General features: G+C 53.6%; 18 protein-coding genes. 5 read left to right on the top strand and 13 right to left on the bottom strand.

All coding sequences use genetic code 11. The features are described from left to right. Positions 1–34: 34 nt before the first annotated feature. Complete coding sequence (locus EBAPG3_RS08560) at positions 35–364, bottom strand: c-type cytochrome (protein WP_004178103.1); 330 nt, start codon at positions 362–364, stop codon at positions 35–37. Positions 365–721: 357 nt separating this feature from the next. Here EBAPG3_RS08560 and EBAPG3_RS08555 point away from each other — a divergent pair, with 357 nt between their 5' ends. Further along, positions 722–3,247 carry a TonB-dependent siderophore receptor gene (locus tag EBAPG3_RS08555; RefSeq protein WP_004178102.1) on the top strand — a complete coding sequence of 842 codons (2,526 nt, stop codon included), beginning with the start codon at positions 722–724 and terminating at the stop codon, positions 3,245–3,247. A gap of 232 nt (positions 3,248–3,479) precedes the next feature. Here EBAPG3_RS08555 and EBAPG3_RS08550 read toward each other — a convergent pair whose 3' ends face one another. Continuing rightward, positions 3,480–5,876 carry a hybrid sensor histidine kinase/response regulator gene (locus tag EBAPG3_RS08550; protein ID WP_151898901.1) on the bottom strand — a complete coding sequence of 799 codons (2,397 nt, stop codon included), beginning with the start codon at positions 5,874–5,876 and terminating at the stop codon, positions 3,480–3,482. Between the two features lie 593 nt (positions 5,877–6,469). On the opposite strand from EBAPG3_RS08550, the gene EBAPG3_RS08545 reads away from it, so the two are divergent. After that, the gene (locus tag EBAPG3_RS08545) at positions 6,470–7,735 is read left to right on the top strand and encodes a TIGR03118 family protein (protein WP_004178098.1); all 1,266 of its coding nucleotides are present in this window, start codon (positions 6,470–6,472) and stop codon (positions 7,733–7,735) included. Between the two features lie 442 nt (positions 7,736–8,177). Here EBAPG3_RS08545 and EBAPG3_RS08540 read toward each other — a convergent pair whose 3' ends face one another. The 3 genes from EBAPG3_RS08540 to EBAPG3_RS08530 form a co-directional block, all read right to left on the bottom strand. Further along, positions 8,178–8,621 carry a VOC family protein gene (locus EBAPG3_RS08540; protein ID WP_004178097.1) on the bottom strand — a complete coding sequence of 148 codons (444 nt, stop codon included), beginning with the start codon at positions 8,619–8,621 and terminating at the stop codon, positions 8,178–8,180. A gap of 61 nt (positions 8,622–8,682) precedes the next feature. Beyond that, entirely contained in the window at positions 8,683–9,108 is a 426-nt protein-coding gene (locus EBAPG3_RS08535; RefSeq protein WP_004178096.1) for a YciI family protein, read from the bottom strand. Between the two features lie 299 nt (positions 9,109–9,407). Beyond that, the gene (locus EBAPG3_RS08530; RefSeq protein ID WP_004178095.1) at positions 9,408–9,893 is read right to left on the bottom strand and encodes an SRPBCC domain-containing protein; all 486 of its coding nucleotides are present in this window, start codon (positions 9,891–9,893) and stop codon (positions 9,408–9,410) included. A 378-nt stretch (positions 9,894–10,271) separates the two neighbouring features. On the opposite strand from EBAPG3_RS08530, the gene EBAPG3_RS08525 reads away from it, so the two are divergent. Continuing rightward, the gene (locus EBAPG3_RS08525; RefSeq protein WP_004177414.1) at positions 10,272–11,420 is read left to right on the top strand and encodes an IS4 family transposase; all 1,149 of its coding nucleotides are present in this window, start codon (positions 10,272–10,274) and stop codon (positions 11,418–11,420) included. Positions 11,421–11,558: 138 nt separating this feature from the next. On the opposite strand, the gene EBAPG3_RS08520 is transcribed toward EBAPG3_RS08525, so the two are convergent. The 8 genes from EBAPG3_RS08520 to EBAPG3_RS08485 form a co-directional block, all read right to left on the bottom strand. Next, positions 11,559–13,427: a CbiX/SirB N-terminal domain-containing protein gene (locus tag EBAPG3_RS08520; protein WP_004181175.1), complete on the bottom strand. Its 1,869-nt coding sequence runs from the start codon at positions 13,425–13,427 to the stop codon at positions 11,559–11,561. A 107-nt stretch (positions 13,428–13,534) separates the two neighbouring features. Then, the gene (locus EBAPG3_RS08515) at positions 13,535–13,795 is read right to left on the bottom strand and encodes a hypothetical protein (protein ID WP_151898900.1); all 261 of its coding nucleotides are present in this window, start codon (positions 13,793–13,795) and stop codon (positions 13,535–13,537) included. A 592-nt stretch (positions 13,796–14,387) separates the two neighbouring features. Then, positions 14,388–14,633, bottom strand: coding sequence for a hypothetical protein (locus EBAPG3_RS08510; protein WP_004181179.1), 246 nt, complete (start codon positions 14,631–14,633; stop codon positions 14,388–14,390). 13 nt (positions 14,634–14,646) lie between these two features. Beyond that, the gene (locus EBAPG3_RS08505) at positions 14,647–14,934 is read right to left on the bottom strand and encodes a hypothetical protein (RefSeq protein ID WP_004181183.1); all 288 of its coding nucleotides are present in this window, start codon (positions 14,932–14,934) and stop codon (positions 14,647–14,649) included. Between the two features lie 313 nt (positions 14,935–15,247). Next, the gene (locus EBAPG3_RS08500) at positions 15,248–15,760 is read right to left on the bottom strand and encodes a hemerythrin domain-containing protein (RefSeq protein WP_040853282.1); all 513 of its coding nucleotides are present in this window, start codon (positions 15,758–15,760) and stop codon (positions 15,248–15,250) included. A 177-nt stretch (positions 15,761–15,937) separates the two neighbouring features. After that, the gene (locus EBAPG3_RS15630) at positions 15,938–16,195 is read right to left on the bottom strand and encodes a DUF4385 family protein (RefSeq protein ID WP_227869184.1); all 258 of its coding nucleotides are present in this window, start codon (positions 16,193–16,195) and stop codon (positions 15,938–15,940) included. A gap of 241 nt (positions 16,196–16,436) precedes the next feature. Then, positions 16,437–16,682: a hypothetical protein gene (locus tag EBAPG3_RS08490; RefSeq protein WP_004181188.1), complete on the bottom strand. Its 246-nt coding sequence runs from the start codon at positions 16,680–16,682 to the stop codon at positions 16,437–16,439. Between the two features lie 165 nt (positions 16,683–16,847). Further along, a complete protein-coding gene (locus EBAPG3_RS08485) occupies positions 16,848–19,661 on the bottom strand; it encodes a PAS domain S-box protein (RefSeq protein ID WP_004181189.1) in 2,814 nt (937 codons plus the stop codon). A 252-nt stretch (positions 19,662–19,913) separates the two neighbouring features. Here EBAPG3_RS08485 and EBAPG3_RS08480 point away from each other — a divergent pair, with 252 nt between their 5' ends. Beyond that, the gene (locus EBAPG3_RS08480; protein WP_004181190.1) at positions 19,914–22,013 is read left to right on the top strand and encodes a PAS domain-containing hybrid sensor histidine kinase/response regulator; all 2,100 of its coding nucleotides are present in this window, start codon (positions 19,914–19,916) and stop codon (positions 22,011–22,013) included. Further along, positions 22,014–23,111, top strand: coding sequence for a cobalamin-independent methionine synthase II family protein (locus EBAPG3_RS08475; RefSeq protein ID WP_004181192.1), 1,098 nt, complete (start codon positions 22,014–22,016; stop codon positions 23,109–23,111). It abuts the gene before it with no gap. Positions 23,112–23,248: the final 137 nt, after the last annotated feature.

Here is a 23,248-nt window from a genome sequence, read left to right as displayed (position 1 = left end):
TAGCCCCCTGCCGCTGCCGGCGACCGCCGGCAATTCAATTCTTCGAGATATATTCAGCCAGTTTTGCCAATGACTGGTTATCGATTTCCGAAGGACGAAAGGCCGGCATCGCCCGGTTGCCGTTTCGCACTACGGCGTGGATGTAGGCTGCGGGAAGGGCGCGGCCGCGAATGACCGGTCCAACCTGGGCATCGTGGCAATATCCGCAAACTTTGGCATAGACTTCGGCCCCGTCTTTCCATGAAAAACCGGCACCCGGGGCCTCCGGGGGAGCGGCCCATGCGGCATTTGCCATCGTTCCCGAGGCGATCGTCATCACCAGCAGGAATCCGGACACTGCACCTCCTGCTTTTATTTTCCTCATTGCTCCTCCTGGAAATATCCGCACTTGAATATTCAGCCCATGCGGTTTCCCCGCTCGATCAGCGGGGCATAGTTCAACGGGATGGTGAGTTCGCTGAAACTATCTCAGAACGACCAGATTTTGTCTACTCATTTCATCGGCATTACTTATATGTGATTTTTATGTGATTTTTATGTGGAAGATTCATCACATCCATGCCATAATGAGAATCGTTCGTATTATTGGTTACATTAAGGTTGTCATTGTTATTCGACAATGAGAGAAGGGGACGCTAATTCTTACAAGTAACTGATTTAAATAATTAAAATATAAAAAACCTAAAAAGTTGAAGAGAGTAAATAATTTCCAGGGAAAACAATGTTGAAAAATTATAGCCACCATCTGAAATCAGCAAGCAATCACACCGCAATCCAGCTCAAGTCATTTGCCCGGGTCAAGCAAAAACGACATCGTCACTCATTGATAAAAGTGTTGAACAATGGATTGATTTGTTTCAGCGTGGGCATCGCCTTCGGGCTGCCCCAAGGGGTTCTTGCCGAACCCGCCCCCACCGCCGGGATTCCTGCCGGCAACACCATTCATGCATACGATATTTCCCCGGGTTCGCTGGAAACAGCGCTTAATAAGTTCGCGAAACAGTCGGGCGTCAATGTTTCATTCGATCTCGCCGAAGTAAAAGGAATGACAGCGCAGGAACTGAAAGGCAGTTTCACGGTACAGGCCGGATTGGATCGCCTGCTTGGGGGAACCGGTCTTGAGCCGGTGGCACAAGCCGGCGGATATGTCATCACAAACCCCGCCACGACGGTGAATCAGCCCGCGATACTGCCCTCTGTAAATGTAATTGCGCAAACCATAACAGGCCCGACGGATGGATATATGGCCACGAAAAGTTACAGTGCGACCAGGACCGATACGCCGCTGCGCGATGTCCCGCAATCGATCACCGTGGTGACACAGGAGTTGATCAAGGATCAAACCATACAAAATATGGGGGAAGTGGTGCGTTATGTGCCCGGTGTCGGCATATCCCAGGGTGAAGGAAACCGGGATGCCGTCATTTTCCGCGGCAACAATTCAACCGGGGATTTTTATGTCGATGGATTGCGCGATGATGTTCAGTACTTTCGCGATATCTACAACATCGACCGGGTCGAAGTCCTGAAGGGTTCCAATGGCATGATTTTCGGCCGCGGCGGCGCGGGCGGCGTGATCAATCGCGTCACCAAGGAAGCCGGCTGGACGCCCGTCACCGAAATTTCGGCGCAGTATGGATCATTCAGCCATAAACGGGTTACGGTTGATATCGGCCGGGCCATAAACGAGGTGGCCGCCTTTCGCCTCAACGCCATGTACGAACACTCGAACAGCTTCCGTAACGGCGTGGACATTGAACGAGGCGGTGTCAGTCCCACATTGACCCTCAAGCCCGGCGCGCAAACCAAAATTGTTGTGGGCGGGGAATATTTTACCGACAACCGCGTGGGTGATCGCGGCATACCCTCTTTTGGAGGCCGTCCCGCCGATACCCACCGCTCGACATTCTTCGGCGATCCGAACCGCAGCCCCAACAGTGTCAACGTCTGGGCATTGAACTCGCTGGTCGAGCACGCGTTCGACAACGGACTTACCGTCCGTAATCGCACGCGTTATGCCAGCTACGACAAATTTTATCAGAATGTATTTGCCAGCGGACAGGCAACAGCGTTGAGTGCTGCGGGAACAGTAAACGTACAGGCCTATAACGATGCGACTCAGCGCGACAATATTTTCAATCAGACTGATTTTTTGTATGCCCTGAATACCGGACCGATCAAGCATGAATTCATGGCCGGCGTGGAGTATGGCCGCCAGGTTACGGATAATTTTCGCAATAATGGCTATTTCAACAACAATTTTACGAATGCCGGCAGAACATCAAGCGTAGCTTTCTTCAATCCGATCAGCCTGACGCCTCTCACGTTCAGGCCCGATCCCACAGGCGCTGCCAGCGGCGGCTCCGCTACCGCCAATAATCATGGCGTTGTCGAAGTGGTGGGCGTGTACCTGCAGGATCAGATTACCCTCCATCCTCAGCTCAAAGCCGTCCTGGGCATACGCTACGATAACTTCGATTTGAGATTCCGCAACAACAATACGGGTCAACTGCTCCATACCAATGATGGATTGATTTCGCCCAGGGCGGGGCTGATCTATAAGCCCATAGAGATGGTGTCGATTTATGGCAACTACAGCCTGTCCTATGTGCCACGCGCCGGTGATCAGCTTACCTCGCTGACGCTCACCAACGCGGCGCTTAAACCGGAACAGTTCATGAATCTGGAGCTGGGCGCCAAGTGGGATATCCGTCCCGATCTCGCCCTTACCGCGGCGTTGTATCAACTGGAGCGCAACAATGTCATCGCTCCCGTTCCCAATGTTCCCACTCAAACCATGCTGGTCGACGGCCAGCGCGCCAGAGGCGCTGAAATCGGTTTGATGGGCCGCATCACCCCGCAATGGAGCGTCATGGGAGGCTACGCCTATACGGATGCCGAGATCACGCGCGCAATAACGGGTGCGCAAGCTGGCGCGGTCGTGGCGCAAGTCCCCAAGCATACCTTTTCGATGTGGAATCGCTATGATTTTGCGCCTTGGCTGGGTTTGGGGCTGGGGGTGATTCATCGCAGCAGCATGTACGCCGCGCTTGACAATACCGTGCTATTGCCGGGTTTCACGCGGCTGGATTCGGCGATGTTCCTGCGGCTCAACAAGACCTTGCGCGTCCAGGCAAATATCGAAAATATCGCCGACATCGAATATGTTGCATCCGCGCATAACAACAACAATATCCTGCCGGGCGCGCCGCGTATTTATCGTCTGACGGTCATCGCCAATTTTTAGGCTCATTCACAAAATGACTCGCACCGGCGCTGTTTCTCGCAGGATGAGCGAAGCGTAACGCGCGACCCATCAAAGAGACCCCACAGCAGACACTTCAGAAACCCTTGGGATTGCACTGAAAACAGCGAGACAACTGGGCGGGTTTCATGAGGTGGGGATTAACGGAAAGGTGGGGTTGCGCTACGCTCCACCCATCTTTCCGGCAAGCCCTCTGAAGCGTGCCGGAAATCCGCTACTTTCCTCCATGCTCCTCTATCAGCGCCAGCAGTTGTTTGAAATCGATCGGCTTTGTCATGTGAACATCGAATCCGGCCTCTTTTGCCAGCTTCTTATCATTTTCCTGGCCCCATCCTGTAGCCGCAAACAATCGCATGCTTGCCCCCCAGGGAGCCGATCGAATTTGGCGCGCCACTTCATAGCCATTGAGATGGGGCATGCCAATATCCAGCAATGCGATATCGGGCAGAAGCCTTGCCGCCTCCTCCAAGGCTGCGCGGCCATCGTGAACAACCGTCGTTTCATGCCCGCCACGCTGCAATAGCATGGAAATTGCAGTAGCCACCGACGTATTATCGTCTGCGACGAGAATCCGGTATGCTGCCGGAGATACATGAAATTCAGGATCCGCAACCAGCGGGGATGATTGCACCCCCGTTGAGGGAAGTGCCTGTGCTGCCGCGTCCGCCGGCTTTGCCAGCGGCAAGCCAATACGGAAAGTACTGCCTTGCCCGAGACCCCTGCTCTCGGCATGCGCCCAGCCACCGTGCAACGCGGCAATAGCGCGCACCAGGGCAAGCCCGATGCCCAGTCCGGCAGCGGTTCGATCATGGGTGTTTTTTCTTTGCGAGAACATGCCGAATATTTCCTCGGTATACGACGGCTCAATACCAATGCCGTTATCCGTAATGCTTACCACGACACCTTCGGCGATTGTGTCGACATCCAGGGAGATCCTGCCTCCGGGGTCGGTATATTTCACCGCATTGGCTAACAGGTTGGAGAAAATCTGGACAAGCCGCATCGGGTCGCCATAAACCACTATCGATAAAGGCGGTTTCGTTACCGACAACATGTGATTGGCCGCATCGATACGGGGTTGTATGACTTCCACAGCCGCGTCAATGATCGAAGCCAGCGTCACGCACTGCTTGTGAAGGGGCATCCGTCCCAGCGAGAGGCGTGAAATATCCAGGAGATCATCCAGGAGGATCTTCATGGCCTTGCATTGACGCTGCACGATCTGTGTGGCCTTTTCGCGCTCCCTGTCCCCCAGATCCGGCGACTCCATCAACATGGCCGAACTGTCGATCGCCGCCAGAGGATTGCGCAACTCATGCGAGAGCGTGGCGATAAACTCATCTTTGCGTCGATCCGCCTCCCGCAGCTGCTCGGTGATGCGCAGACGCTCGATAAAATCAGAGGCTTGCCGCGCATAGAGATCCAGCATGCTCAGCTCGTGTTCGGTCGGGATGCGAGGCAGGCGAAAGTGCGTGGTGAGCATGCCAAGCGGCTCACCATCGCGGCTGAACAAGGGCGTGGACTGGACAGCGCGATAGCCCGCCTTATCCGCGGCGGCGCGGTAAGCCGTATAGCGTTCGTCAGCCCGGACATCCTCGATTATCCATCGCTGCCGGCTGGCAAGCGCGCGGGAGCAGGCGGCATCGCCCTCCGCATCGACAGTGTCGAAATGATCAAGAAAATCCTGTTTGAAGCCATGGTGAGCGGCAATAGTCAATAACTTGTTTACCGGATCGTACAACTGGATAATTCCCATGTCGGCTCCGAGCAAAACAACAGCCGCTCCCAATATTTCTTCCAGCGCAGCCGGCAAATCGGGGGCATTAACCATGCGTGAACTGAGTTCATGAAGACGATTAAGAGAAGAAATCTCTGCTTCGAGCTGGTTCTGAGCATTTCGCAGGGCCTCCTCGACCTGCCTGCGCCCTCGAATTTGACGCCGCAGCGTTTTGTTGACGTATGACAGCGCCGTGGTGCGCTCGTCCACCCGCTTTTCGAGCAAGTCGCGCGCATTCATGCTCTTATTGATAGAGCAAATCACATGATAGGCTGCGGAGGCAAAGCGCGACAAACTGGTCATCAGGCGGACATCTTCCCCGTCAAACTCGCGCTCAAGGGAATGCTGGATCACCCAAACGCTGCCGACAGGTTTGTTCCCGTCATGGAATGGCAGCATCAAAGCCTCCGCTACCGATGGCTCCATATGCCTCAGTGGAGCGAAATAGCAGCCCGGGTCCAGGAACAGAATTGGCGAGTTTCTCTCCAGGACAATACTGCAAGGGCTCTCGGCATAAGCCATCCGGGCCCCTGCATTTCCCGCAAATGACCCGGCACAGACATGCCAGCGGAAGGCCGAACCATCGGATTCGAGAATGCTGACGCCGGAGGAGCCGGCATGGCAGAGCTCAAGGGCAATCTCCACCAGTTTCTGCAATAAATTGCATGGTTGATTCGCGAGCTCATGGGCCAGAGCCACAAGCGCGTGGTTTTCTGCCTCGAAATCTTCAGCACGAGATGGGCGCTTCAGCAACAAATCCGTTCCGAAGACTTGATGCGGAGGAAACCGGGATGAATTGGGCGGTGGTAGATCCATACGATCATTGTTAATCAATTTTCACCTCCTGGCCGAATGTCGTCCTTTTGGAAATGCTATTTTTTACAATGTCGCCCTTTTTGTGCTTTAGTCGATTTTCTTATATACCCAGACGGGGGGCCATTTCTGTGCGGAAACGCGCATACTGCCTTTATTACTTCATGATCAAGCGTGATTTTCCCAAAAACTTGCCTGAAGTGGATAAATTAATATATGATACGAATCATTCTTATTATCAATCACAAAAAATCGACAAAACGATCACATGTTATAACTCGACTTGATCCGGGGATGCCGTGTACCGACTTACTTGATCTCAGGTTGAGAACCGATTGCGTCACCCCATGCAGATTTATCCGTGACCGCCGAGTCTCTTCGACGCCAGCGGCATTCCAGCCAGCCAACCCGTCTTGGGCAAGCCCGCCTTTTTTATTTGACTTGTCAGGTCGGGAACCGCTCGAAAAAGAAGCTTCGCTTACCTCATGAAACATCACACCAAAACCCGTGGGAAACGCCCTCTCCTTTTGGAGATCGAGGCAGTCAATGCTTATATTTGATTCATGGCGCCGGAAATATTGGTCGTTTTTTTATTCACATCTGGAGGAGAAGAAATGAATATATTCGATCGAAGAAAAAGCCTTGCATGGCTATTGAGTGCCATTCTCGTCATTGCGGTTCCCGTCCATGCCGCCGGATACATGCAAACCAATCTGGTCGCGAGCACGGACGCCTATGGTGCAAGCATCGTCGATCCGAGCCTCATCAATGCCTGGGGGATTGCGATCCGTCCGGCAGGTCTGGGGGGGCATTTCTGGGTGGAAAGCAACGGTGGGGGAACAACAAACCAGTTCATCGGAGATGTGGGGGGCGTACCTCTTTTTGCAGACGATCTTCGGCTAGTCACGGTTCCGGGTCCCGTGACTGGAAATGCCGTTTCTCCCGGAACACCGACCGGCGTGGTCTTCAACCCCGGTGCACAATTCACCATCACCCAGGGATCCATCACCGAACCGGCAAAGTTTATTTTCGTGACGGATACCGGTACCATTTCGGCGTGGACGGAACGCAAGAATCCCGATGGCAGCTTCGATCGTCCGGCATTCGCCAAGCTCATGGTTGACCGGTCAGTGGCGGATGCTCATTATTTCGGTATCGCGATGGGTCCCGGCGGTGACCGTATTCATGTGGCGAATTTCGGGCCTCATGCCGGCATCCGGAGTTTTGACGGCACATTCACCGAGATCAGTGCGCCGGGCGCATTTGCAAACCCCTTCGCGGCTTCGGCAATCACCCAACCCGGCGAGTATGCGCCGTTCAATATCCAGGCGCTGAGCGGTCCGGACGGAACCAGCCTGTTTGTACCCTATGCAAAAACCCAGGAAAATTCCGCGAGGCCGGGAGAAATCCTTGGTGGCGAAGAAGTCAGTGGCGCGGGTTTTGGACGGCTTGCGCAGTTCGATGCGTCGGGCGCCCTGCTGCATACCTGGAATGATCGCGGCCTGCTGAATGCCCCCTGGGGAGTCGCCTTTGCGCCCGATGGCTTCGGCATCTACAGCGGCAAGCTACTGGTCGGCAATTTCGGCGATGGCACCATCGTGGCATTCGATCCGGCTACCCATGCGGCAATCGATTATCTGCGCGATGCGCAAGGCGATATCATATCCATCGACGGTCTGTGGGGACTCCAATTCGGCAATGGCGCAAGCCTCGGCAGGGCCGATGCACTCTATTTCGCGGCAGGACCGCACGACGAAACCGAAGGCCTTTTTGGCAGGCTTGTGGCAGCACCCGTCCCAGAACCTGAAACCTGGGCCCTGTTCGCCGCAGGGCTCGTGCTTCTCGGCTCGATTGCACGGCGGCGTAGACTCCAGTTCTGAGTCAATTTGTAAACACGGTCGCCGGTATCACGCAGTAACCCCGCCATCCCGTTAATTCACCCGTGCGATGCACCCGATACCGGCACAGTGATCAGGTTGACGCCCGACATAAGGTCAATTAGCATCGCTGTAAATGAAATTAATGCTACACATGATAATCTTGGGCATACTCCTCTGTGGCTGTACGACACAGGAGATTTCCCGGAATGTTTATGATGGTGTCAAGAATCGGAACGAAGCACTCAGATCGACACCGCTTGAGCTTCGCGGCCCGCCAGCGCCCAGTTATGACGATTACGAACGTGAGCGCCGTATTCTTTCGAAACCATAAAAAGAAAGGAGATTGGGTGAGCACTGTGCAGCCAACAAATGGAACCCCCGGATACGCGCCGCCATTAGGTCACCCAAACGGCGTCGAATCTGGATCCGGGGGTTACAATGCTCAAGGCGTCATATAAATCATCCATGACACGCCAAATCGGTCGGCTACCATACCGAAGCGTGGCGAATAGAAAGTTTTGGCCAACGGCATTTGCACCTGCCCACCCTCGGCCAGCGCTGCGAACAGACGATCGGCCTCGGCCTCGCTGGACACAGTGAGTGACAAGGAAAAACCCTGGAAGCTGGGCTTTCCCTGGCAGTGACCGTCGGAAGCCATCACCGTGGTATCGCCGATACGAAAGCTCGCATGCATCACCTTATTTTCGGAACCAGCCGGGGGCATGCAGGATTCACTGGATTTTCCGGCTTCGCTAGATTCAGCGGGTTCGGGAGGCGCGTCCTTGAATCGCATGAGCATCGTCACCTCGGCGCCGAGCGCGCCACGATAAAACTCCAGTGCTTCCTCGCAGCGGCCATCAAAGAATAGATAGGCTTGAACTTGCATGATGTCTCCTTTCAAGGTTGTAAGTAAAAACTTAAGGAACGTCCATTCAGCTGTAATGCAACTACTGCCTGCCAGCTACCTGCGCGCGCATGCGCTCCTCCGCATGCCTGAGCTCGGGCGTGAATTCGTCACCGAAGTCCTCCGCCTCGAATACCTGGCGAATCTCGATCTCTGACTCCCCTTCAAGAGGATTGGGACAACGCTTGACCCACTCGATCGCCTCTTCCTTCGACTTCACCTGGAACAGCCAATAACCGGCAATCAGCTCTTTCGTCTCGGTGAAGGGCCCGTCAATCACGGTGCGTTTATCTCCGGAGAACTTGACGCGTGCGCCCTTCGAGCTCGGCTGGAGCCCTTCGCCCGCAAGCAGCACACCCGCTTTCACCAGTTCCTCGTTGTATTTCCCCATATCCGTGAGCAGCTTCTTACTGGGCATGACGCCCGCCTCTGTGTTCTTGTCAGCTTTGATCATTACCATGAATCGCATTGTTTTATCTCCATTGATTTCGGGATTGGGACCATGCTCCGGACAGATTCGACCGGCCGGAGCCCGGCTTTAAGAGTAACCCTGACCATGGCCCGGTGCGGGGGCACCGCATCTCATGCACGTAACAGGGATTCTGATGGATAATCGATCGGCGGCCGGCAAAATCGACACACCGAGCGATTTTTTTTGCCAGCCATATCATGGGAGGGTCCAGCGTCTCGCGCTTTCCTGCTCCGCCTGGGGAGAGGAGGCCATCGGCCGGACGCATGCCTCGTAATTTGAGGAAAATCACTCTCGCTTCATTCTCCATGCGTCCCCATTTTTTCCAGATAATCGGCAAGATTATCAAAGGACTCGCTCCAGCCTTTCTCATGCGAATCACGGTTTTCGACTGATTTGAAGATTGCTTGACGGAAGGTCTGCGTTGTCTTGCCATCGTGTTCGGTGAAATTCACCGTCACCAGCGTTTCATGGCCGGGCTTTCCCTCTGCATCCTCCCAGGCATGGGTAAAGACAAGCCGCTCCGATTCCACGATCTCCCGATAGCGACCCTGAACCCAATAGTCCTTGCCCTCCGGGGAGCGCATGCAGACGCGCCAGGCACCGCCCGTCCGGATGTCCGACTCGTGGAAAGGCGTGGTAAAGCCGCGCGGACAGCACCAGTGCGCGAGACGCTCGGGCTGGGTCCAGGCCTTGAAGACCAGACTGCGAGGTGCATCGAAAATGCGAGTGATGACAAGTACCCGCTCCGCCGATTCCGCGGCGTGGTCATTTTTTTCGCTCATGTTCCTCTTCTTTATTTTGCACTCGATTAAATAATCGTCGAGGCGATCAAAACTCTCCCTCCCGAAGAGCCGGTGGCGCTTCCGGCCAGACAGTGCACCGTGCTACACGAATCGCATAATCGCATTGCAGGTCGAGCCGGATTTCCGGTGAAACGCCAAAATACTCGCCAAAGGCGCAGGGTGTTATCGGAGGGAATGGAACGTTTGCCATTCACGATCTCGCTGGTACGATTGGGCGGCGCATCAATATCTCGCGAAAGTGCATTAATACTTATACCCACTGCTGTCCCACAAAACCGCTAAAAAAGGCCTGAATATCCTTTGTTGATTTACAATGAGTTTCTCGACAACTCTTTGAAAGACAAAGGAATCCAAGCCATGGCGCATTGTAATACAGTCTTCTTGCAACTGCTTAAAATTGTTGGCAGACATGAATTTGAAGCGATCGCTTCTTTGCATCACCAAGGCCAGAGGTTGCGCAAGACCAGCCGCTGGGCACAGTTTGTTGCCATGGTATTTGCACAGTTGAGCGGGCGGCAGAGTTTGCGTGATATTGAAACCAACCTGCAAGCACAACGCCAGCACAGCTATCACTTGGGCAGCGCGCCCATTTCCCGGTCCAGTCTGGCACGCCTGAATAACCAGCAACCCGCTAGTTGTTACGAAGCGCTGTTTTACCGTCTGTATGAGCGCTGCCTCAAGCGGGCACCCAAGCACGGCTTCCGCTTTAAGAATCCGCTTTATGCGCTGGATGCTTCTCTCATTGATCTATCGCTCAAGCTTTTTCCCTGGTCGCATTACGCGTTGGGAAAAGGCGCCATGAAGTTACAGGTTGGACTGGATTTAAGAGGCAATCTGCCCGCATTTGCCACCCTCACGGAAAGCAGGAAGGCGGATAGCGAGTGCGCCAAACTGCTTGCCTTGCCCAAAGGCAGTATTGTGGTATGTGATCGCGGCTACAATGATTATTCCTGGTACAAGTTACTGACCGGGCAGGGGGTCTTTTACGTCACCCGACAACGGGGCAACGCCACTTATGAAGTTATTGAACGGTGTGCCGTTCCTGTTCATTCGAGCGTCATCAGTGATGCAGTCATTCGCTTCAATTCGTACCGCTCGTGCCAGAAGGAGCTGCCCAACGTGCGCCAAGTGGTCTACCAGGATGCGCAAACACAACGGGAATACATCTTTATCACCAACCATTTCAAGCTGTCCGCGCAAACCATTGCTGCCATTTATAAGCAGCGCTGGCAAGTGGAGTTGTTTTTTAAATGGATCAAGCAAAATCTCAAGATCAAATCGTTTTTGGGCACCAGCAAAAATGCCGTGATGACCCAAATCTGGATTGCCATGTGCGTCTATTTGCTGTTGGCATTCATCAAATTCAGTCATCAAGTGGCAATATCTCAGCAACAAATCCTGAGGCTGCTCGCACTTAACCTGTTTGCAAAACGGGACCTGATTAGGCTGATCAAGACTGAACCGCCGCCGGGTGATCATCAACCCATCCAGGGAGCTTTATGGTAATGACAAATTGTGGGACAGCAGTGACTTATACCCCATTGGCTACATAAATTCTTCCAGCAAAATCTCACCACGAGGAACAGAGTCGAGTAATCAGTCATCGCCAGCTGTTTTGTGCCTTCAGGAAAACTCACCACCCACTTACCACCATAAATCCTTTTCGGGAGAGGGCGCATAATCGCCCGCCTCCACCGTAGTCAGGTTGGAGCGGCGAGCATCGGCGAATTGTGCCATCCCTGCCCTGACTTGTTCATCCACCCATTGCACAAACTTCGGGTGCGGCGCAAAGCCGCTGCCCAGGTCATATTCAAGCCCGGAAAGAAATTTGTCTTCAGGACCCTGCCCCGTGGTTCGTGCGGGGATTACGATAGCGCTTCCCCCTTCCTTTCTTGCGTCCTCAACCATTGCACGAATTTTGTCCACCCATGGTGTGCGCTTGTCGGGCCAATCTTCGCGCCACGTCGCCACCTTGATTGCATGGAATTCCTTGCCTTCAGCCTTGCGCATCTGCTCTGCAACGTCTTCCAGCGCCCGGGTCCACAGCTCGTTCTGCCGATCACTGCCGGAACCGTGCGCAATCAGGATGACCGTATCACGCGCGGGATTCTTTGATAGTAAACGCGCCCGGTCCAGCAATGCGGCCGCGAACAGGGGACTGGCGCCAATACCGCCCACTGTCTGGATCGGCAGGCTGGTGCGAATACGGGGCGCCGGAACGGCGGCGGCCGCACCATGTCCATGACCTTGCCCGGCATGGGCATCGTAGGTGTCCTGTGCCACGCCCTCAATATCCAGTCCGGCCATACGTTCGACAGGCGTACGGAAGCTGTCCTCCATGGCAAATACGCGCACGATTACCGCAGTCTTTGCACCGCGCTGCTCCAGTTTGAGAAGTGCGCGTTCGATTGTCGGTTGATCGGCCATGGAAAATGCGAACTCGATTTTGTAACGCTTCATCAGGGGCCGCACCGCCTCGCGCATGGTCTCGTTCCAATTGAAATCGGAACCATGGGACAGGATGACAACACCCATATCTCCGCTGGCAGGCGGCTGGCTCCGGTTGGCTTCCCGTTGCATCCAGGTCGCCAGATTCCTGGTGACCAGGCCAGTGTTCTCACTGGAATTAATGCTGGCGCCGGTATCGGAACCGCTGTCTTCCAGGAGGTGGGCGCCGGGAGGAAGTAGTCGTTTAAGCCCCGTATTGAACGACATCATGCTGTCGAACCTTGGGCCGAAATGAAACGGCACCACGACAATCCTGCCTTTACCGCCGTTACGGTTCGCAGCTTCAGCCAGACCGTGTTTCAGCCTGATGGTGCGCTTTTCTGCATCTTCATCTTTCTTGTCGTAGCCAACCAATACACTGATCGACGGGAAATCAAAGCCGGCGGATGCTTTCTTCGCAATACGCTGCCAGTCCGCTTGCATTTTCTGCTCGCTATCATTATCAACCGCGCCATAGCCGACAACCACAACGCCGGTTTCTGCAGGCTCCTGAATAGTGCGAAATTTGTCGGTCAGATCCTCGACCGCGATAAAACTCTCGCCGTAAACACGCGCTTGGAATACAGGCACATCCAGCTTTTCCTTCTCCAATAACTGGCGGACAAGCAGATAACGCGGCGTAGCGGCAGAGATAAACAAGGGAATTACCACGATGCACTCCGCACCCTTTCTCAACAGCATATCCGCACCGTTCCGGAGGTATTTGCGCGTACGCTCATCAGTAACAAATACCAGCGATGCGTTGCGTCCCTTCGCAAATAACTGAAAGCTATCGATAATTTCTTCATTGCCAAGAAAGCCGCGATCCGCCGCCACCACCAGAAAACCGGTTCGCCTCTCCTGCCTGCCCAAGTTTTCATCCGCAAAACCAGGACTAATCAACACCGTGGCGAGCAAAGCCGCCAGGGTAAGGCGATAACAGCGCTTAAGTAATGGATATTTTTGCGTGCTGAAACCCGCCAAATAGATGAAGATAAAGTGATGCAAAGGATTACTGTGGGTCATGTTATTTAGCCAAATTAATGGTCGATTCCGCAGTTAGGATAATACTTGGAGAGTGGTAAGAACATAAGAAATCCGTCAGGGGCACCTCTATCCAAAGGTTCCATAGCTCAATGCAAGTTTGCCGGGGTGCCGGAAAACCGCGCGACCAATCCATCGGCATCAATACCCATCCTCCCGGCCATGTATAACGCCGCCTGGATATCGAAGCTGTCCGACGCGGGATGCAGGACAAGCAGATGGAAGTGATGGGCGATTGCAAACCGCGTAGCGGGATCAAGGGGGCGTCGCCGTCTGGAGGTAAGCCATGACAAGGCCGCTAATAGCAGACTGACCGAAGGCTTATCTTGTTCATCTTTGGAATTTTTCATATTCGGACCCATCCAGAAGCGTATTCGCCAATGAGTTAATTGAGCTGGAAGCCGAGCGGGCGGCTAAAAAAAAATCTTGCTTTCCGCAGGATTTCAATGCCATGGCTTGCGGATTACCGCAACGCTACGTTATAAACAATCTTAACGATAATGATAATTATTGTCAATTAGGCCGAATTATCCGGTCAAAATATCATAGAATTGCCACCGGCTTAATAACGGCACCTTATGCGATATTTAGTCCAGACCCGAATGCTAGGATGGGGCGATATGGGAGATTGCGCTGCAGCCTGCGGCAAATGTGCCGGAGTTGGCGTGAGATGTCCCGCGATCTGATCCGGGGGCTGGCAAAGGCAGGGCAGAAGCAGATGAATCCCTGCCGATTTACCAGGCAGTCATCCTGAATCAGGCGGAGGGAGAAAGTGGTACAAGCGGTTGGCCGCAGAACAATGCCAGCACGTGCTATATCAGACTCATGAGAGAATCAAGGCGGCCTAGAAATCCTGCAGCCTATTGCGCTGGCTTGAATCACGATAAATCAACCCCAGCGCAGGATCTCTCATGGTTGCCGATCGCCAGTGAACCAATGTGATTAATATCGTTTCAACGGTGAGGGTCCCTCTCCCGGGTGCTCGTTCGTGACGTCTTTATGGGGCCGAGACCCGGTTATGGACTTTGCTTCTTCGTGCGTCTCGTGTTTTTTAGTGGAGCGATCTTCTATTTTCTCCTCAGCCCTGTTGCCATGCGTCTCGTCGGCGACGATGCCGCCCTCCTCCGCCAGTTGATCAAGTGATTGAACAGATGACAGATCCGCTTTGCTTTTCTGAGTATTCTTCATGATCCCCCCAGCCCTAATCATCAATCTTGATAAGTTTGCCGTCTTCGCCAACTTCAATCTCAATTTTCTTGCCATCGGGTTTCTTTACCTTGGCTTCGTAAACCGTTATTGATTTACCATCTTTCTTCTCCGTTTCTTTCTCGATCTCTTCAATTTTTCCGCCACCCGCATGTTCGGTAATCGTCTTCTGAACAGCGGGGGGAACCTGAGACCATTGAACCTTCTCCTCTTTCCCGGCGAAACTCGAAGCAGAGTATGCCATGATGATAGGCAGGGCGATTAACAAGAATGCTTTTTTCATGGTGATCTCCTGAATGATTTTATATGCATATAAAAAGAATATGGAAATCAGGCTTCGTGCGCGCGCGGACAGGACGACAAAATATCGCTACGGCATTTGTTGAGCGCCGCCAATCGTCATGGCTGATATGGCAAGAAAGCATTTACATATCCCTGAACATGAAAAAATACGAGGATAAAAATTTATGTTAGCGGATCATGCACTTTTTTTATGTTCGGGGGCGCACATAAACGTGAAATAAATCAATCCCGAACACTAAATAATGGCGCTCCCCCATGGTATTCCATAGATGTAGGATTGCCAGCGGATCAGACTACTCCTTTAAAAGAGCTTCCTTGCGCTCCTTTATTTCCTCCCCTAATGCTTCGAGATCCATTCCGGCTTTCTGTGTTTTCGGAAATATTTCGTTCTGCTCTTCCTTAATATGATGATTGATATACTCACCGAGTACCGTCACCGTCGCATCGAACATGGGATCAGAAGCTTTCATCGATTGGATCTGGGTGATAAGATCCTTTGCGGATGCGTGCTCTATCATCGCTTCATTCATCAGCTTGTCCTCATCAATCGCTTCGCGGACGGCGGGATAGAAAATTTCCTCTTCCAGCTGGGCATGCACGGTGAGCTCCCCGCAAATTTTTGCTGCCAGCTCCTCCTTTCCCCTATTGTCATTCTTCTGGCACAACTTCTCGAAATCCTTGAACATTTTCTTTACCTTCGTATGATCCTCTGTCAATAATTTAATTGCGTCGTGGGAAGTTTCTCGCCGCGCAGTGGGGTGAGTGGTGGTTTTATGGTTTATAGTGCTACTTCTCGTTGTGGGCATGATTACCTCCGGGATGATGATGGGTTAAATGGTTTCCTCTCGGCATAAATTTCCTGCCTCCGAATCCATACCAGTCGAACTATGCATTCAGTTCTATCAAGGCTACCCCTCTGGAGAGGAAAGTTCTGTTCGATTGATCACATACCCACATTGGCCCATATCATGCTTATGTCATATTTATGCTATCGTTCCCGATCGGGCATGAATGCCACCATTTATTATCATTTCGACATATTTTTTCCCACTTTTATAGTTTGCGCAACGCCGCACGATTATCTGATTGACATTAATTTTTCTGGCCATGTCGCACCGAAGGTCCCAGGCTTTCAAATAATTCTCAAACATACTGTTAAGGATGGTACCGCTGTTCCGTGAGATGTCCGGTGTCTTAAAGCGCCAGCGTGGCATCGATTTTCTTTTACGGGGTCCGCACAAATCAGCACGCCTTGCTCTCCTTTGCCAACGCAATATTTTCGAATTGCCTGCAAAAGGCGATACCGGATTCCCACGAATAGCTTTGTGTATTAAAGGTGAGACAAGAGGGCTTTTGCTGTTTTGTCATGATTTCATGACTGATCCGGAAGGGAACAGCTGACGCATATTCGCGGTGGGGCGCTCAAATGAGCGCAGCGCCATCCGGTCTCCGGCTGGAGCCCGTATAGACGCGGTCGCGTGATTAAAGCTTCAGCAACATTTTACGATTTGCGGATATGCTCGGATTGCCATACTTTCCGTTGAAGAATTCGAGCACCGGCAGGGCACCGGAATCGGCATCGGTGTAGACCAAACCGAAGCTGTCCGCCAAAGCTCCCTCGACTTGTTTAGCCGGGGAGAAAAACAGGATATCGAATTGGTTGCCGCCTACCGTTCGAAACAATCGTTCGCGGCTGAAAACCTGAAATTCCCCGGGAAAGCCATACAAGATGGGCTCACCCGATAGCGCGGTTGCGCTCAGTTTAAAACCCGTAGTGGGTTCCTACCGGATTAAACTCGATACCACGCGCCCGCCCGGCCACGTCTCCGTTGCCTGATTCAGGTATGGTAAGGAATATCCACAAGTCAAGGCGCGGGAACGCCCTCCCCCATCCTACAGTGAAGCAATCAACTCCTTCAGGAGCTTGAAATCCACCGGCTTCGTCAGATGATGATCGAAGCCGGCATCCTCCGACTGCCGGCGATCTTCTTCCTGGCCCCAGCCAGTCAGGGCGATGATCTTGATATCGTTATACTGCGGTTGCTCGCGAATACGGCGCGCCACCTCATAACCATTCATGCCAGGCATGCCGATATCCATCAGGATGATATTTGGCCGGTAATCGGGGAGCACCGCGAGTGCCGCCAGGCCGCTGTTGACAACCCGGACATTGACACCTATTGACTCAAGCAACATGGAAAGAACTTCGGCTGCGTCATGATTATCATCGACCACCAGGATACGCAGGCCCTGCGGCGGGAGAGCCGCCTTCTCCGGTTCGGTGCTTTTTCCGCGAGAGGATCCCTCCGACAAAGGCAGGCGCACAATGAATTCACTGCCTCGATCCATTCCCTCGCTGATGGCCTCGATTGTACCGCCGTGCATTTGCAGAAGACGGTAAACGAGGTTAAGCCCGATACCCAGGCCCTCCTGCGCTCCGATACCGTTGCGGCGCTCCTGTGCAAACATGTCAAACAGGCGTGGCAGCATGCCGGCCAAGATCCCAATACCGTTGTCGCGCACGGATATAACGGCACTCTCGCCTTCCTGGCGGGCGGTCAGCCAGATCTGTCCACCCTGTTTGGTGTAACGCACCGCGTTGTTGAGCAGATTGGTAAACACCTGCTCCAGACGCACAACGTCAGCGAGAACAATTAAAGGCGCTTCAGGAATAAATACGCTCAATTTATGCCCCTTTTCATTAATCAGCGGCATGCTCGCCTCCACCGCGTTGCGCAGCACGGAAGCCAAGGCAATGGGCTCCGGCCGCAATTCAATTTTTCCGCTGGTGATGCGTGATATTTCCAGCAGATCGTCCACCAGCCGGATCATATAGTTGACTTGCCGGTTTATGACCGGCAGCAACCGCGGAAGCGCCGTAATGCCGTCTGGCCGCGCGATCAGCGCCAGCGCATTGGAAATGGGGGCAAGCGGATTGCGCAGCTCATGTGCCAGGGTAGCCAGGAACTCATCCTTGCGGCGGTCGGTTTCCCTCAGGGATGTTTCCGCATTGACGGTATCGGTGATGTCTATCGATATGCCGACGTGGCCGGCATACTCATCGGCGGCGGTAAACCATGGCAACGCGTAGGATTCCAACCAGCGCCATTCACCTTGCGCGGTCTTGATCCGTACCCGCCGCTGAAAACGCGAGCGCTCGCGCATCGCCTGCTCAAATGCCGCCATATAATCCGGCATGTCATCCGGGTGAATGATCGAATGCCATCCGCCATGCATCAGCGCACTCACCGGCACGCCTGTCATGTCCATGAAACGCTGGTTAAGATAAACCGCATCTCCTTGCGCATCCACCTGCCAGGTCAGCGCGGGAGATGCTTCCGCCATCGCGCGAAACCTTGCTTCGCTCTCGCGCAGGCTCTGCTCAATGCGCTTGCGCCGGGTTATGTCAATCACATATTCAACCGCCTCGTGCTCGTTGAGCTGTTTCGCGGCGAGCAAAGCCCACCAGCGTGATCCATCCTTGCGGAAAAACTCCTTCTCATAGGGTGTGGTGCGTCCCGTGGCTTTGAATTCCTCGATAGCGCGCAGCGAAACCGAAGTCCATTCCGGAGGCGTCATGGCGTCGCAGCGCAATCGTCCCGCCTTCTCATCCTCACGGCTGAAACCGCTCATCGTCAGGAATGCGTCATTGGCTTCGATAATCCGGCCTTCCGTATCCAGGAAAATAATGCCAACGGTATCGCTTTGAAGGGCGCCGCGAAAACGTTCCTCGCTCTCGCGCAATGCGTTCTCCGCGTTTTTTCTGTTTTGTACATGCGCGGTAACATCGATGCCGTGGCCCAGAATATACTGACAGGCGCCGTTCTCGTCTAAAAGAGGTACGTAACTGACATCGATAAACCGCTCCTCCGGCTGTCCGCCAGGCGAGCGCACCACTATCACCGGTTGCTCGAATCCCACGAATGGCTTGCCGGAAGCCATTACCTGCATCAGGCTATGCTGGATACCATCGTGGGCTGCCTCCGGGAGCGCTTCGAAGGCCGGCTGGCCGACCAGATCACGGTGCCCCACCAGTTGATAGAACGCCTCATTGGCAAACTCGAAGATGAATTCGGGTCCCTTGAGTACGTACAGGAATGACGGCGCATGACGGAATACCTCTTCCAGTAATTGAATCCGCTTCGCCTGCAACGCTTCCTCCAGACGAATACGCTCCGCTTCGAGGGCACGCGCACGGACCGATTCGGTCGTATCGTTTACCGTTACGAAAACCCCGCCCGGCATGCTCGCATCAGCACCGCCATGATTAGAAACATCAGCGCAAAGGTCGCCAGGAATGGGGCTGTATGTGAGCTTGAAGAATCTCTCTTCGAGTATCCCGTTGCGTTTAATGGTTAATGGATGATTATCGAAGATAAACGATTCGCGCCGCCGCATTACGCCTTCACACACCGGTGCGAGGAAATCCCATACCTCCGGCCAGAATTCACTGACTGGCTGACCGAGGCAGGCCGGATGCTCGGTACCCAGCCAGTCCCGGCAACGGTCATTGTAAATCTGTATGAGTTTCGGGCCCCAGAACAGCATGGCGGGCGACGGCAATAACAGAACGATATTGACCGCAAACTTGAGATTTGACGGCCATGTCTGGATGAGTCCCAGGCCCGATTCGGTCCAGTCATGGGCATGAATCAGCTCGCCCATTTCGCTGCCGCGCAGCCAGTCCGGGATTTCCGGCTTACTCATGAATATTCACTCCCGCGTTTCTGCTGAAGGTTCTTGGTGAGGGTTATGACACAGGAGATATATTTGCCGTAAATCGTTCTCATTTGTTATTCAGGCTAACACAATTTTACTTGGTATCTTTCATCGGTCAAGCGGAAAACCCTGGTTGCGATGCTTCATTGACCGGATTCTAAATAGGGTTATACTCCGAAAAACGGTTATTAAAGCTTGGCATTTACCACTATTTCGTGACAAGCATATGAAAGGACAGCAATGATAGACGATAGCGAAGAGAAACTACTGCACTCCGTTGCATTGCAAACCTCGAACACCATTCTCCTCGCGCGCCAGCGAGCCGAGAACGAACTCAGACAAGCCAAAAAATCGCTGGAAGAAAAAGCACGGCGGCTCGATCACTCGCTCTCGATCCTGCGCGCCACCATTGAATCCACCGCTGATGGAATCCTGGTTACCGATCAGGACGGACTGGTACTTCGCTTCAATGAACTGTATCTGCGGATGTGGCGAATACCCCGCGACATTACAAATTTAAGTGAACACAGGCAACTGCTGAAATTATGCTGTATGAATGCGAAGAACCCCCAATGGCTTTTGGAGAGAACAGAAGAGATCTATTCATCCTGGCCCGCGGATAGCTATGATGTGCTGGAACTCAACGATGGCAGGGTGTTTGAGCGGTTCTCCCAAATTCAATATATTGAGAATCAGAATATTGGCCGTGTCTGGAGCTTCAGGGACATCACGGCGCGCAGGCATGCTGAAGAAGCACTACGGGAAAGCGGGGAACGGCAACGTTTCATGGCCGAGTCGATGCCTTTGAAAATATTTACCGCCCGGGCAGACGGTGTTGTGGATTATTTTAATCAGCAATGGAGAGACTATACCGGACTTCCTCTTGAGCAGATGGAAAGCTGGGCCAACACAGAATTTGTCCATCCTGATGACGTGGATGAGAATACCAGCCGCTGGCGCCACTCTCTTGCCACAGGAGAACCTTTCCAGATGGAAATCCGCTTCCGTCAGGCCGACGGCGGCTACCGCTGGCATCTGACCCGGGCTCATGCCAAGCGCGATGCCTTGGGAAAAGTATCGATGTGGGTGTGTTCGAACACGGACATCGACAGCATAAAACGGGCGGACGAAGAAAAGAAACAGCTTCTTGAGAACGAACGGGCCGCAAGGAACGAAGCGGAGCGGGCCAACCGGATCAAGGATGAATTTCTCGCTACCCTGTCTCATGAGCTCAGGACACCGCTTAACGCAATCCTCGGATGGGCACAGCTTATCTCACAGGGAACAATGAAGCAGGAAGCCGTTCAGCGGGGGCTGGAGACCATAGAAAGAAACGCGCGTGTGCAAAACAAGCTTATTGAAGACCTTCTTGAAATGAGCAGCATAATCTCCGGGAAAATAAAATTGGATGTGCAGCGGCTAAACCTTGCCGGGATAGCCGAGGCGGCGTTGGAGTCAGTGGCTCCTGCGGCGGAGGCCAAACATATTCATCTGATAAAAAAGATCGACCCCGACGCCGGATTTATCTCGGGTGACCCTAACCGGCTCCAGCAGATAATCTGGAATCTTCTTTCCAATGCGGTCAAATTTACTCCCAGGGAGGGCAATATCGAGTTTATCGTCAGGCGAGAGTCTGCGCATCTGGAGATCACGGTAAAGGATTCGGGCATCGGAATAAAGCCTGAGTTCATGGCATACATTTTTGACCGCTTCCGGCAGGCCGACTCCTCGCTTACCCGGTACCACGGGGGCCTCGGCCTGGGACTTTCGATCGTGAAGCAGCTTGTAGCGCTTCATGGCGGAACGGTTCATGCGGAAAGCGCCGGTGAAGGATTGGGCGCGTCGTTTAGCGTGAGCCTGCCGCTTGCATCCATCAAGGACAGAAAAGATCAGCGCGCCCCCGCATCGGCAGCCACCGCGCCGGGCAGCCGATACGTCACGCTCGCGGGCGTAAAGATTCTGGTCATTGACGACGAACTGGATTCCCTTGAGCTCATCAATGAAGTGCTGACCGAATACGAAGCCGACGTAATCACCGCCGCCAATGCCGTGGAAGGATTGGAGCTTCTGAAAAGCAGGAGACCAGATGTCATGATAAGTGACATCGGCATGCCTGGAAAGGATGGGTACCAGCTCATCCGCGAGGTAAGAAATCTTCCTGCAGCTCACGGCGGAAATACACCCGCCATCGCCCTCACCGCTTTTGCCCGGGCCGAAGATCGGACCCGCGCGATGATTGCCGGGTACCAGATGCATCTTTCCAAGCCCGTCGAATCGCACGAACTGATTGCCACCATCGGGAGTCTGAGCAAATGGACGCGAAAGCCTCGGGTGGACTAGATGGAGAAACTTGAATTATCAGAAATCATGATGATGACCATACCCACCGAGCCCATCGGCAGCATTCCGAGACCTCCCGAATTGATCGAGGCATTCGCTGAGGGTAACCATATGGACCCCAAGTTGGAACCGCTCTACGATATCGCGATACGGGATACCATCCAAAGGTTCGAGGCGACCGGTTCGCCGGTCATTACCGATGGCGAGCAGCGGAAATACCATAATTTCGTCACTTATTGCGTGGACGGGCTCGAAAATACGACGCCCGATGGTTTCATCATTCCCTTCGACGCCGGCCATACCCGTCGCCTGCCGCAGCTCACCTCGGGGCCATTCCGTTACCGGATCTACGCGGATCGTTTTCTGGAAAAGGCCATGCGGCACACGCGCGTTCCCGTGAAGCAGGCGGTCATCTCACCTTCCGCACTAAGTCTCATATACCCCGCCACGGAGATACCCGGATACTCGCGCGCGGAATTTATCGACGATCTTCTTCACGAACACGAAATCGAGGTTCGCCGCTGTCTTGACAAGGGCGCGCACAAAGTACAAATCGATTTCACCGAGGGACGGCTGGCATTAAAGCTTGATCCCACGGGCAAGCTCCTCAACAGTTTTATCGATCTGAATAACCTGGCGCTTTCGCGTTTTTCCTCCGAAGAACTTGCGCGGATTGGAATCCACACATGCGCGGGCGGCGACCGGGATTCGACACACAGTGCCGATGTCGATTATGCCGAGTTGTTACCCAGCCTGTTTCAATTGAAAGCAGGAAATTTTTATATTGCGCTGGCGGCGGAGCGCGATTACGTGCGAGTGCTGAAGATCATCCGTGCCCATATGAAACCGGACCATCGGATTTTCATCGGCGTCGTCGATCCTATCGATCCGCACGTCGAAAACCCCGAACAGATACGCGACCGCATTATCGAGGCGGCTGAATATATTCCCATTGATCAGCTAGGCACCACCGATGACTGCGGGTTCTCCCCCTTCTGCGATGATACCTCCACAAGCCGCGACACAGCCTTCGAGAAGATACAGGCACGCGTGCTCGGCACCGCCCTCGCATCGAAAATGCTCGCCGGAAAACCGTGACAAAGTATTATCGATTGAAACGGTTTCCGCAGGTGCTGATAATCCACGCGAAAAATCCAAGCCGGGATGGCGAGCCTTTTTCAGCAGGAACGGGTTAGGTTGCCAATGGCGTGACCCCACAGATAACCAGCAAATCA

The organism is Nitrosospira lacus, from assembly GCF_000355765.4.
Classification (GTDB): Bacteria; Pseudomonadota; Gammaproteobacteria; order Burkholderiales; family Nitrosomonadaceae; genus Nitrosospira; species Nitrosospira lacus.
This window is presented reverse-complemented; position numbering and strand designations above follow the sequence as displayed.